Source organism: Bacillus sp. es.036 (genome assembly GCF_002563635.1).
Classification (GTDB): domain Bacteria; phylum Bacillota; class Bacilli; order Bacillales; family Guptibacillaceae; genus Guptibacillus.
In genome coordinates, this window is sequence record NZ_PDIZ01000001.1 from 1,833,847 (window position 1) to 1,847,203 (window position 13,357).

The 13,357-nt window shown below is 40.1% G+C and carries 11 protein-coding genes; 1 reads left to right on the forward strand and 10 read right to left on the reverse strand.

From position 1 onward, the window contains the following. Nucleotides 1-18: 18 nt before the first annotated feature. Nucleotides 19-1,203, reverse strand: coding sequence for an acetyl-CoA C-acetyltransferase (locus tag ATG70_RS09415; RefSeq protein WP_098444059.1), 1,185 nt, complete (start codon nucleotides 1,201-1,203; stop codon nucleotides 19-21). A gap of 161 nt (nucleotides 1,204-1,364) precedes the next feature. On the opposite strand from ATG70_RS09415, the gene ATG70_RS09420 reads away from it, so the two are divergent. Beyond that, a complete protein-coding gene (locus ATG70_RS09420; protein WP_098444060.1) occupies nucleotides 1,365-2,282 on the forward strand; it encodes a hydroxymethylglutaryl-CoA lyase in 918 nt (305 codons plus the stop codon). 65 nt (nucleotides 2,283-2,347) lie between these two features. Here the strand turns inward: ATG70_RS09420 and ATG70_RS22480 are convergent, their stop codons facing one another. The 9 genes from ATG70_RS22480 to ATG70_RS09460 all read right to left on the reverse strand — a co-directional run bounded on the left by ATG70_RS22480 (nucleotide 2,348) and on the right by ATG70_RS09460 (nucleotide 13,350). Then, complete coding sequence (locus tag ATG70_RS22480) at nucleotides 2,348-2,509, reverse strand: hypothetical protein (protein ID WP_179886234.1); 162 nt, start codon at nucleotides 2,507-2,509, stop codon at nucleotides 2,348-2,350. 21 nt (nucleotides 2,510-2,530) lie between these two features. Next, the gene (locus ATG70_RS09425) at nucleotides 2,531-2,845 is read right to left on the reverse strand and encodes an iron-sulfur cluster biosynthesis family protein (RefSeq protein WP_098444061.1); all 315 of its coding nucleotides are present in this window, start codon (nucleotides 2,843-2,845) and stop codon (nucleotides 2,531-2,533) included. Between the two features lies 1 nt (nucleotide 2,846). After that, nucleotides 2,847-3,407, reverse strand: coding sequence for a PadR family transcriptional regulator (locus ATG70_RS09430; RefSeq protein ID WP_098444062.1), 561 nt, complete (start codon nucleotides 3,405-3,407; stop codon nucleotides 2,847-2,849). A gap of 245 nt (nucleotides 3,408-3,652) precedes the next feature. Further along, the gene (locus ATG70_RS09435; RefSeq protein ID WP_257147652.1) at nucleotides 3,653-7,945 is read right to left on the reverse strand and encodes a S8 family peptidase; all 4,293 of its coding nucleotides are present in this window, start codon (nucleotides 7,943-7,945) and stop codon (nucleotides 3,653-3,655) included. 606 nt (nucleotides 7,946-8,551) lie between these two features. Next, complete coding sequence (locus ATG70_RS09440) at nucleotides 8,552-9,640, reverse strand: FAD-dependent oxidoreductase (protein ID WP_098444063.1); 1,089 nt, start codon at nucleotides 9,638-9,640, stop codon at nucleotides 8,552-8,554. 27 nt (nucleotides 9,641-9,667) lie between these two features. Then, a complete protein-coding gene (locus ATG70_RS09445) occupies nucleotides 9,668-11,095 on the reverse strand; it encodes a dihydrolipoyl dehydrogenase family protein (RefSeq protein ID WP_098444064.1) in 1,428 nt (475 codons plus the stop codon). Between the two features lie 14 nt (nucleotides 11,096-11,109). Further along, nucleotides 11,110-11,691, reverse strand: a complete 582-nt coding sequence (locus ATG70_RS09450; protein ID WP_098444065.1) for a CDP-alcohol phosphatidyltransferase family protein — start codon at nucleotides 11,689-11,691, stop codon at nucleotides 11,110-11,112. Between the two features lie 13 nt (nucleotides 11,692-11,704). After that, nucleotides 11,705-12,361: a TVP38/TMEM64 family protein gene (locus ATG70_RS09455; RefSeq protein ID WP_179886235.1), complete on the reverse strand. Its 657-nt coding sequence runs from the start codon at nucleotides 12,359-12,361 to the stop codon at nucleotides 11,705-11,707. After that, nucleotides 12,358-13,350 carry an ABC transporter ATP-binding protein gene (locus ATG70_RS09460; RefSeq protein ID WP_179886236.1) on the reverse strand — a complete coding sequence of 331 codons (993 nt, stop codon included), beginning with the start codon at nucleotides 13,348-13,350 and terminating at the stop codon, nucleotides 12,358-12,360. The genes ATG70_RS09455 and ATG70_RS09460 overlap by 4 nt, the downstream gene beginning before the upstream one ends. Between the last annotated feature and the right edge of the window lie 7 nt (nucleotides 13,351-13,357).

Below are 13,357 nucleotides of genomic sequence, written 5' to 3' on the forward strand. Positions count from 1 at the left end.
CTTTTACCTCCTGCCATTTTAAGTTCGTTCAACAATTGTTGCTACTCCCTGTCCTCCACCAATACAAAGCGTAGCTAGACCATAGCGCTCATTTCTACGTTTCATTTCATGTAGTAGAGTTACTAGAATTCGAGTGCCACTTGCGCCAATCGGATGACCAAGAGCGATCGCCCCACCGTTCACGTTTAAGATTTCTTTATTAAAATCAAGATCTCTTCCAACGGCAAGAGACTGTGCAGCAAAAGCCTCATTTGCTTCTACTAGATTCATTTGGTTCATTGAAAGCCCCGCACGTTCAAGTGCTTTCTTCGTAGCCGGAACTGGACCTAGCCCCATAACACTCGGATTTACTCCGCCGCTTGCATTCGAGCGAATAACAGCAAGGTATTCTAGTCCAAGTTCATCTGCCTTCTCTTTACTCATTAAAACAACAGCGGCTGCGCCGTCGTTAATTCCAGAAGCGTTTCCTGCCGTAACCCCACCATCTTTCTTAAAAGCTGGGCGTAACTTTGCAAGTTTATCAGCCGTCGTTCCTGGTTTAACGTATTCATCAGTATCAAATAATAGAGGTTCACCTTTTCGCTGCGGAATAGAAACTGGGAGAATTTCTTCTTTAAATCTTCCCTCTTCAATAGCAGCCTGTGCTTTTTGTTGACTCCAGGCAGCAAATTCATCCATCTCTTCTCTTGTTAGATGATAATGATCGCACAGATTCTCAGCAGTAACACCCATATGATAATCGTTAAATGCGCACCATAATCCATCTTGAATCATGCTATCCACCATCTTTTGGTCACCCATTCGTAAGCCTTCTCGTGCTCCGTTTAATAAATAAGGTGCCTGACTCATGTTCTCCATCCCACCGGCGACAACAATATCTTGATCGCCAAGCATAATAGATTGAGCTCCTAGATGAACGGTTTTCAATCCTGAACCACATACTTTATTGATTGTCATCGCAGGAGTTGAAACTGGGATTCCCGCTTTAATCGCAGCCTGACGAGCAGGATTTTGTCCGAGACCCGCTTGAAGAACGTTTCCCATAATGACTTCTTCCACCTGATCTATCGATAAGCCAGCTTTTTCGATCGCTCCCTTAATGACCGCGGCCCCAAGTTCTGTAGCAGATATAGATTTTAGTGAACCATTAAATGAACCTACCGGCGTTCTGATAGCGCTTACAATTACGACATCTCGACTCATTTCGATTTCCTCCTTATGTATCTATGACTCTCTTCTACATAATTCTTACTTAATTCAAAAAAATCCTTCCTTCAAGTAAGAATTTCCATTATTCAAACGATTCTCTTGCCAGACTCTATTTCCTTTGTTTTAATTAAAGATAGCGCTTACAAAGAAGGGTGATGAATGTTTTGCTACCACAACACGCTACAATCATTGAAGTAGGTCCAAGAGATGGGCTTCAAAATGAACAAAACCAGATCAAAACAAATGATAAAATCCGTTTTATTAAAGCTCTAAAAGCGGCAGGAATGAAAGAAATAGAGATTACTTCATTTGTCTCACCGAAATGGGTTCCCCAAATGAAAGATGCCAGTGAAATAGTAAAAACATGCCTTGATGATACTCGGAACTTTGTCTTAGCTCCTAACCGTAAAGGGATAGAGAGAATTAAAGAAACGAACGTGAAAGCCATAGCACTTTTTGCTGGTGTTAGTAACTCCTTTAATCAAAAGAATAGCAATAAAGGGACAAAGGAGCTTCTTCATGAGCTCTTTCCTTTAGTCGAAGAATTAAAAGCGGATGGTTACTTCGTTCGAGCCTGTATTTCCACTGCTTTCTATTGCCCATATGAAGGGAGAATAGATGGTAATGATACAATTGACGTTTGTCATCAATTCGTTGATGCAGGTGTAGATGAATTAAGCGTAGCAGATACTATTGGAATGGCCACTCCTGAGGAATCGCACAACCTTTTTAGCCAACTTGTAAAGGAGTTTCCAACAACATTGTTAACAGCGCATTTTCATGATACACGTGGAATGGCCCTTGCTAACATCTATGCATGCCTCCAAGCTGGAATTTCAAGATTTGATACGTCAGCTGGCGGACTTGGAGGCTGTCCTTTCGCCAAAGGAGCGACAGGCAACGTTGCCACAGAAAGTGTTGTCTATATGTTGGAGAGAATGGGAATCAAAACAGGTATTGATCTAGAAAAACTAATGAGAGCAATTGATGAGATTGAGCCTCACCTATCAAGATCCATCCTAACACCTTATCGAACGTTATATAAAAAAGAAAAGGAAGCCTCCATAAAGTAGACATATAAATATTATGGTAAACTAAATAAAATAAGCACATATAAGTGTGCTTATTTTATCATATTTCATCCTTTTACTATAGTTAAAATAATACTATAGATTAGAGCTAAAACTAGTCCACCGATAATCGTAATTCGATCCATCTTTTGACCTTTAAATAAATTCAATACTCCCTTTACGACCATAAATACTACGAAAAAAATAACAAAATACATCAAAAACGTCACTCTAATAAATCCCCCTAATCGTTATCCATTGTTTATATACCGCATTCTCGGGTTAATGATTTCACTATCACTTTTAAGCATAAAACACTGGTGTTTCGGAAGGAAATCAATTTTCATTTCTTTATCAAAAAACACTTTATATTGTTTCTGAATCAATACAGGTCTGAAATTTGATTCAAGCGTCATATTAAAATCACCCTGAGCGGAATCATTTACTAATTGCGTAACGCCGTTCACTACACACCCGCAATCTTCAATGTCATAATGTAACTTCATATAACCCTCAGAATCATGTTCTAATTTCTCGATCGCTTGATCTGTGAATGTCACTCTCATGTTATCTCTCCTCTCCACTATCTTCTATAATAACGGCTATAAACTCAATAGCCCAGTCACACCACTCAATCCAGGTTTTCATCTGACGCCTACCGTACTCAAGCGTTAGATATTCCCCCAGACGATCTTTCTCTATTCTATGATCAACTGCATTTTCTTCTTTCCAGCTGTTCATATGATCAAGCACCATTTGATGATGCTCTTTACTCTCTTTTAGAAATTGTATTGCTTCTTCTTTTGGAATAAGATGAAATAAAGAAACACGCATCAATTGTTCGTTTTTCATTTTTGGTGGGTCTACAGTATGATGAGCAAGCCATTCAATGAGAAGACGGTATCCTTTATCTTCAATCGAATAGATCTTTTTATCTGGCAGATCTAACTGCGGAACAATTTCAAAGCTTACTAGCTTCTCTTTCTCCATCTTACCAAGTTCTCGATAAATTTGGGTGTGATGCGCAGACCAAAAATGGATCATCGTTTCTCTAAATTGTTGTGTTAGCTCATATCCGGTTGATGGTTTCTTTGTGAGTAATCCAAGAAGAGCATATCGTAAAGCCATATCATCATTTCCTTTTCAGCAATTTGCTTCTTCTCCATTATAAACGTCTTTACGATATCTTTGCACATTTGAAGTTGCAAATCCACATTTGACAATTAATTTGAATTTCATTTTATCAGAAATGATAAGAAAACGACCCCCGGATAATATGCTTATACACTGCTAAGATGAAATTTGATAAAATACCGGACAATTCAAAAAAGCAGGCTGTCTATTTCAACTGCCTGCTTTTTCGATGGTTTAAACTATTCTTTCGTATTGATATTTAGTAATCCTTCCGCTGTTTTACGTGTCTCGTTGCCAAAAGAATCTTTCACTTTCACTTCGATCTCAGCACCTTCAGCCACCACATTCGAAGTAGCTGTCCAGTAACCGACATAATGCCCTTCTGATACTTCCATCATTGGAAATTCAGTCATACTTGAAGGCATCATCGTTGGATTCACTAACGGCATACGAATTGAGAAAGTAGCCTTTATTCCTGGAGCGCTATCGAATTCAATTTTCACTGATTCTCCCGCTTGAAGATCTTTATTTTGATCTGGCTTTAATTGATTAATGACCAATTCTTCTTGCTGGGAATAAACGTTGATCGACTTTTTCGTTTTATTTCCTGCTTTGTCTTTCGCCACTACTTTTATAATGTTCTCACCTTGATCGAGCAGCATCCGATGTGAAAATGTACCATCTTCTACTTTCGCTTTCGTTCCGTTAACCTTTACCCAAGCAAGATTTTCATCATGAACGTCACCTTTAACTGTTACGGATCCTTTATTTGTTTTCCAGTCATTTTTTGGAGATGTGATCGTTAATTCCGGTTTCGTTTGATCTAAAGTAACCATTACAGCATCAGATTCTTCCGTCATCCCACGATCCGTTGATGCACGAGCTGTTAACTGATTTTCACCATCGCTCAATTGGATTTCTGTTGTGAAATGACCTTCTTCATTAGAAGTTGTGACAGCTGCTTCTTCGCCATTTTTCATAACATGAACGTCTGTCATTGGTGCGGTTTCACCGTCAACTTCAATGCTATTCTTGTTTGTATACGATCCGTCTTTTGGAGATGTAATCATTGGTGCTGTTAGTTCATAATCAACGACTGCACGGATCATATAGTTCCCTTCTTCTTCAGGAGCCTTCGACCATGCGCCGCTAACATATTGCCAGCTTCGGTCGATATATTCTCCGTCTTCATCTGTTGCAAGGCCCGGAGCATTTGGATTGGCATCCGCTTGAATATAGGTGAGATAAAAATCACCTTCTACGATCACTCCTTGATCAGACAGGTCGACCATCGTCCATTCTCCGTTCCGAAGAGCGGTCGCGTCGATTGGACCAGCGAGCTTCTTGCCTGGTGCTCCATCCGGACCTGATGCATCATGAATTTCAACTTTGAAGTTTGTGCCGCCTGGATTTGGCCATTCCGTATTCCAGAATCTAAATAACCCTCCAGTCACAAGCGCACGTTCTTGACCTTCTGCAAGCGACATTTTCACAGCCCAACCGTTTCCAGCATCATAGAACGCTCTCGCATTCTCAGCAGTACCATCGTCATACCCGATTTCCCCTGCATATCCGATGAATGGGGAAAGATCAGCATTCTGTACAACTGTCTCGTTCGCTTCCACAGTGACGTTAAATGTTTCGCTATAGTAACCGGCCGCAAGAACTTTTAACGTATACTCCCCTTCATAACCTGTTAGTGAATAATTTCCTTCTTCATCCGTTTGAACAGGTGCTATAGCAGCATCTTCTACTAATAAAACAGTTGCATCTTGGATTGGCTCTCCTGTTTCACTATTCTTGACTGTTCCTTCGATTTCTCCCTCTGGTATCGCTTCTAATGTGAAGTCGGCATCTGTCACTTCATCATCTACGATCATCACTTCCTGAGTCTCTGACTGGTAGCCATATGCTTCTGCAATAGCCGTGTAGTCCCCTGCTGCATGGGTCATAGAATAGCTTCCATTTTCCAAATCCGTTGTTGCGGAACGTCCTGTCTCAAGGATAGACACTTCTGCTTGAAGCGGCAAAGCTTGAGGTGTAGGTGATGGTTTCTCTTGAACAGGATTTACAACGTCGAACAGCGGTGCAGGTTTTAACTTGTCAGGGTTTACTTTTTCTTTCGCTTTGGCACTAGCAGATTTTTCATCAGGCTGAATAGAAACTTTCGCGCTCTTTTTCTTAGCGGCGACTTCCATCGGCTCTGCTGATAAACTTACATCGTCAATATACCAGCCCTGCTTCATCACGCTACCATCCGTCTCGACGTGAAAAGCTAAATAAATTCGCTGATTTTCATAGGCTGATAGATCAACCTCTTCACTCACCCATTCATCAGAAAGATTATTATACTCCGCAAGAGCTTCCCAATTTTCCTGATCGGTTGAAACGAAGAGATGACCATAATCATAGTTTCTTTCAAGTTCATACCATTGATTGAATTGAAGATAAGCTTCACCTTCTGGTAAATCGATAGGAGGCATCATCAGCGTCATGTTAGCACTGTTGTCATAGGCTCCATCAAGGTTGGTTCCATAAACCTTTTCTCCAGAGTAAGCTTCAGGACCAACCGTTGGCGTCCCCCACTCCCATGAATTATTTTCTCCCCAGCTCATCCATCCAGCTGGCTCTGATTCAAAGTCTGTTTCGTAACCTGTTGAGATACCAGGGATAATTTCTACCTGATATTCATCCGTTGTGACAACATGCCCACCATAGTCTTCGATTTTAAACCTGTAACTAACGGAAGGTTCACTGACGGCGTCACCTGGAATAATAGCTTGATAGGATCCAGAAAGATAGTTTCCATCAATTCTTGTTGCTTCAGTTGACGTCCACTCTCCGTTATGATCATATTCAAGCTCTACACTTGTTACGCTCACATTATCTGTCGCTGTGACGGTAAGAGGAAGATCCATCTGAGCATATGCTTCTGAAAGAGCATCGTGTTGATATGTGGGCTCTTCTTCATCGCTTCCTTCTTTCATCACCTCTCCTTCTAATGTACCGAGACCACTCATAACAGAAGAAACGGCGTCAAAAGCATTCACTAATCCATATCCGTAACCATTATTCGGAGAATCTGGGAGTTCATCATCTGTAAGTGGTGTAACGGTGTTTAAAAAGATGTCTTCTATATCATCAACCGTCAACGAGGGATCTGCTTGACGAAGGAGAGCCACGACCGCTGATACGTGTGGGCCAGCCATCGACGTCCCATTCCACCCTCCTTCATAGCTACTCCCTGGTACCGCAGAACGGATATTGACTCCAGGAGCTGAAACGTCAGGTTTTATTTCATCGTATGGGGATGGTCCCTGTAGAGAGAAACTCCCAAGAGCATCATTGATATCTGTAGCTCCAGTAGCAAATGATTCAGGATAATTTGCTGGTGTTGCGATTGACTCTGGACCTCCTGGATTAAATAATGTTGTATTACCAGCAGAAAATCCTGGGAAAATATCTGCATTTCGCCAGTTTTGAACCATTGGGCGATACCATTCGTCAAGTCCAGGCCCGCCTCCCCAAGAATTGTTCACGACATCAGGAGCCTTCTCAGGATGTGGATTGCCTTCAGCATCCTTAGGAGCAATAATCCATTCTCCTGCTTCAAGAAGATCGATATCTGTTCCACCGTCTTCGCTAAATGCTTTTACAGCAATCCATTTTGCACCAGGAGCGACGCCAATCTCGTTCGAACCATCAGGTTCAGCGCCAACCATTGTTCCCATCGTATGCGTCCCGTGAGCGAGATCATCATAAGGTGCCGCTTCTCCGCTTACAGCATCAAACCAGTTAAATTCATGATCCACCCCTTCAGAACTATACCCTCGATACTGTTCCATAAGAGCTGGATGGTCCCATTGAACACCGGTATCAATGTTAGCGATTACCGTCCCTGCCCCATCAATTCCCATATCCCAGACTTCAGGAGCACCTACTCGATCAATATTCCACTCAATCGAATTCGTATCTGCAGTCGTTTTAGCCTTAGTTTTCGTTTTATCTGGAATTGGCTGAATCTTCCTGATCTCGTTAGGAAGTATTTTATCCACTTCAGGAAATGATGCTAGCTGGTTCATCACTTTTTTTGTTGCTGTTACTGCCATACCGTTTACGATGTAAAATGATTTTATGTCTTCTGCATTGCCTTTTTTCTCTTGTTGTTCTAAGTATGTGGACACAGATTGTTGTGTTTCAATAGACGTAGCTCTTAACTCATTAACAACAGCTGATCGCTTAGTGATTTCAGCTTGAAAGGAAGTTAAGTTGTTTTTCTTTGCCTTTTCTTCCGCTTCTTTCGCTACTTTTGTCGTATCAGCTTGTTCTGCAAATTTAATCAAGAACGTTACTTTTTCGTTCTTCTCGAATGCTTTCGATACCTTCTGATCAATTCGTTTCACTTCATCATTCATGGATACAGAAGAATCACTTTTCGCGTTCGCTTGCATCGCTGGTTGAATGAAGCTCGTGATGAGGAGAATAAAACAAGCAAATAGAACTACGATTTTACGTTTGCTTCGTTTTCTCAAAATATTTCCTCCCTATTATTGGTTTTGTGTTTACTCTCTGCCCTCCTTTTGGATTTCTGGGTTCACTTAACATGCTATACCAGGATTTGTCACATTCAAATCAAAAATAACAAAATTTTCAGAAAATAATCCAATTCTCTCAAAGTACTTTTAATATAAAAAAATGACGATTGTCCTGGATGTGTGTAGTATTTTGATGGTCGATATCGTTTTTAAATAGCCTTTAGCGTATAAGGACTATAGAAGCAGCGAATCTTACTTTAGTAACACGACTATGACGAATTCCCTAAACCTCTTTTTTATTCCATTACGATATCAGCATAAAGGAGGACTTTTCTCAAATAACACGTTATTGACATGCCATAAAGATTGAAAAACGATTCTCATTTGTCATCTTTCGCTAGTAATCGTGTCGTCAACCCCTTTCTTTTCAACACTAAAATCCGACAGTGTTTTCTCATGCCCACTTATAAAGTCGCGGTCTTTTTGTATGAATTGATGCACAGATCAATCATGATATTTCCACATTAAAAACCCTCTTTCTTAAAGAAAGAGGGTTTTTGACAGTCTTTTTCATTGCGAGAAAAAAGGGTTAACGGTATTTACTTAACCATTCGACTTGTATATGTTCATAAACTTTTGATCAATTCGATTTTTTAATTTCCATGAGAGAGGATGATGAAGCACGATTCTTCCATATATCAGTAATCCCTGTTTCTGGCCAGTAGAAAGAATCGATAAGTAAGTATCTTTAGGTTGGAAACGCCGACCATTCGCTTCTTTCATGAACCCCTTAATATTCTCCCAAAGGATCTCTGATTGTCGCACGGCTACTACACCGGCTTTAGGAAGACCCGGATACTGCCGGATAGAAGCACAATCTCCCGCTGCAAAAATGGCGGGATACTCCTTTACTTGTAGTGTATCTTCTACAAGTAAGTAACCCTCTTGATCAACAGGTAATTGAGAAGTTTGAAATAAACCGGGAGCTTTTGGGCCAGTTAACCATAAAACTTCATCATAAGCAATTTGGCTACCAGTTGAGGTGATAATCTGACTAGTCGTGACATTTGCCACTTTTTCTTTCAAATAAATTGGCAAATTTTTATCTTGCATTATTTGCTTAATTTTTTCCTGTGCTTTAGCAGAAGTATTTTCTAACAATGGTGAATGAGAAATGATCGAAACGGGTTTCTTATCCTCAAGTTTTCGTCTTGCAGATAGAGCTAAAGCCATTTCAACTCCCGCAGCGCCCCCTCCTACAACTACGGGATTTTTTGCCTCCTGCATTGCTCTCGCTACTTCTTCTATACGATAGTTAGGTTTTACGCGAAGAGCATGCTTTCTAGCTCCAGGGACATCAATTCCGGCTGTTAATGATCCGATATCAATTGAAAGAACATCATATGAGAGTATATCGCCTTTTTCGGTTAACACCACTTTCGCTTTAGCATCGATCGATAATGCTGCACCCTCCGTAAAATGAATGTCTGCTGCTTTTGCTAGTGTTGGAATATGTATACGCATGTCTTCTTTGTTATACAGACCCTCGAGATAGCCTGAGAACATTCCTGAATAATATTGATACTCAGAAGGAGAAATGATTGTCACATCAAACTCTCCTTTTTCTTCTTCAAGCTTCTTCATGATGTAAAGATGAGCATGTCCTGCTCCAATTAACAATAGTTTTTTCAAACTTCTCCTCCTCTGTCCTCTGATTCCTTATCGAATCCATTTAATGTATTTTTCTGACACCTTAGGTAGCCAACCATCAAATAATTTTTCTCTCCAAAATAAATCAGCGGCTTGATTTAGGATAGCACCTTTCGTTGGATATGGATGAATAACTGTAGAAATGTCTCCGATTTTATGACCATGTTCTTTTGCAAACACAATTTCCTGCATCCAGCTTCCTGCATCTTCCCCAACAGCATGAGCACCTAGAATATGCCCCTTCATGTCTGTTATTACTTTTAGAAGTCCATTTTTTTTGCGCTCAGCTATAAAACGATCCACATCTTCTGTACGAACCTTGAAAACACGAATTTGATCGCCATGTTTCTCTTTCGCTTCCTTTTCAGTCATACCAAGATGGAACACCTCAGGATCAATATAAGTAACCCATGGAACGTTCTCATAGCTTACTTTTCTCTTTAATCCAAACACCGCGTTTTGAACAATAAGCTTTCCTTCCATACCGGCTCCATGCGTAAACGGAAAGGCGCCATTCACATCTCCGATTGCATAGATATGAGATTGGCTCGATTGTAATGACGCGTTAACTGTAATAAATCCATTGTCCTCATCTACTGAAGCTGCTTTTAAATTTAAACTATCTGTATTAGGCTTTCTACCCGTTGACATCATAATCATTTCAGATTGGATAACCTTCTCTTCGCCATTTTCAACATACGTCACAACTTTATACCCATTTTCCTCTTTAATTCCTTTTACTTCTGCTTTAAATACAAATGAAAGCTCTTTTTCCAATTCCTTCGTAGCAATTGGAATGATATCATGATCTTCTTTTTTCAGAATGGTCTCAGAAGTTTCAAGTATCGTTACATTGGAGCCAAATCTTGAGAGAGATTGAGCAAGTTCAAGTCCCACAGGACCCCCACCTATAAAAACGATACTTTCGGGTAAGTGATCTAAATTGAAAATCGATTCATTCGTAAGATAAGAAACATGTTCCACTCCGTCAATTGGAGGGACTTTCGGGCTTGAACCTGTGGAAATCACAATTCGCTTCCCTTTGATAGGGTTCTCGCCATCAATGAGAACAGTATGACTATCTTTAAATGAACCTTTGCCACGGTAAATGTCTACCCCTAATTTCTCAAAGCGCTCATCGCTATCAATTTCTTGAATTTCATGAATCGCTTCTTTCACACGATCGATCGCACGACTAAAAAGCACTTCACCACTGACCGTAAGTCCAAACTCTTTTGCGCCTTTATAGATAGCATGAACTTCTTTAGCTGCTGTAATAAAGGCCTTTGAGGGAACACATCCAAAATGAAGACAATCTCCACCTAAACCTGGTTGATCATCGATTAAAGCCACATTTGCTCCCATATTCGCTGCACCAGATGCAACAGTAAGTCCACCAGAGCCTCCACCTATTACAATTAGATCATATTCTTTCATTTGTTCCATCTCCTCTATCCTAATATCCTTTTTGCTTCCGCTAGTCTTTGAAAAGCAGTAAATAGTTCAATTGCTACAAACGCTAGTGTTAAAATAACTAAAAAGTTGTGAAACAAAATCATTGCTGTAAATAGAATAAAACCTTCTGTCCTCTCCGCAGCCCCAGCTTGATAATAGAATGATTTGATTCCTTTTTTCTCTGACACAGCCCCTACTGTAAGGAAGATCGTCATGGCAAAAATGATGGAAGTACTTAATAATAACAGCGCCCACATTGCTTCAGGAAATCGAAAAGCAAGACCTAATATGACACTAATTTCAACTACGCGATCAAAACTCACATCCAATACGGTGCCAAAAGCAGATGGCTTTGTTTTCCGAGCCATTGTTCCGTCCACAGCATCAAGAAAACCTGAAGCCCATAACACGATAACCGCCCAAACGTAATAATCAAGGTAAATAAATATACCAGATGAAATACCAATAATGAATGAGATGACCGTTACTTGATTAGCCGATAAACCTATACGAAGTAGCAAATCTGAGGTGCGATCCATTAGAGGTTGTACATATTTTCTTGCATGAGTGTCAAGCACGACAGCACCGTCCTTATTTCAGTTCTTCTTCAACAGAAGGTCCGAATGCTTTTCTGCGAATATATAAACTTACGAGTAGCAATAGAAGCAATACTGCAGCAGCAATAATGACCGATGAAATATTATTTGATAAAAAACTTGCGCCAAGAAAATTCAACGCAATGGCGCCTGGTAGCATCCCAAGTAGTGTTGCTAAATAGTATTTCCTTCGATTCACATTAGAAACCCCACAAACATAGCTAACTAAATCAAAATGGAGAAAAGGGACGAGACGTAACAACAGGACATAAAGAAAACCCTTTTCCGATAACCGTTTCTCCAGTTTTTCTCCCCTCCGCTTCCATGATTTTGGTAGAATATTCATCCCTAATTTTCTTGCTAATGAAAAGAAAAGAAGAGCTCCTATTGAACCACCTACCACAGCAAGAACTGTACCAAGTAGGGGCCCAAATACTAATCCACCACTGATCGAAATGATCGAGGTGGGAAAGAGCACGAAGGGTCGACCAATACAAATAAGCAGGAAAATTAATGGAGCATAAAAGCCGAATGATGAAATCCAACCACGAATATAAGAAGGTCTAAAATCAAATACGTATTGATTTAGTAAATAAATGACAATGATAAGTGCCGTTAATGCTAATCCTTTTAGAATAGTTTTACTAGTCATTGAGCAAGTCCCCATTGATCTTTCTGATGGGAATATTTTTTCATTTCTTCCCTCTTAGCAATTAACAGAACTTCTTGGCCAGCAACTAAACGGCCATCTGACATAGCAAGAACACTTCCCTGTTCCCATGAGATACGATAGCATTCTATATTATTTTTCACTGTAACCGCGCTTACCTTTCCTGAAACAAAGGTAAAATCCTGGTTACTAGGCTTATCTTGAACAGGAATAGCTTTTAATTTACTAAGTGGAATAAACCCTTCTTCTAGAGCCAAACCTTCTCCAATAATTTTAGCACTCTCCATAGATGAAGGATTTGTGACAACATCATAAGGAAGACCAATTTGAATGAATCTGCCCTCTAACATAACAGCAAGTCTATCGCCCATTTCGATTGCTTCGTCACGGTCGTGAGTGATAAACAGTGAAGTGATCCCTTCCTCTCTTAATAAATCCTTCACCTCACCACGAAGTGATTCTCGTAGTGTAGCGTCAAGTGAGCTAAAAGGCTCATCTAATAAAAGTAGATCTGGTTTCAGCACTAGTGCTCTCGCAAGTGATACTCTCTGTTTTTGACCACCTGATAACTCATGTGGAAAGGCATCTTTCCATTTAGACAGCTTCACTTTTTTTAACATTCGTTCAGCCTGCCTCACACGATCGGTTTTTGCTACTTTTTTTCTTTTCAAACCATAAGTCACGTTTTCTAATACGGTTAAATGAGGAAATAATAACGAATCTTGAAACATCAAAACGACCGATCGATTTTCTGGTCTCAGTCTCACAATTGACTTTTCTCTTAAGTATATGTCTCCTTCATCTAGAGCTTCCAAACCAGCAAGACACCTGAGGAGTGTACTCTTACCACATCCTGATGGCCCAACAACTGTAAAATGCTCACCTTCTTCAAGATGAAACGAAAGGTTTTGCAAAATGGATGTATTTGAAAATTTCTTATGAATATTTCTGCATTGCAATAGCTGGTTCAAAACAATC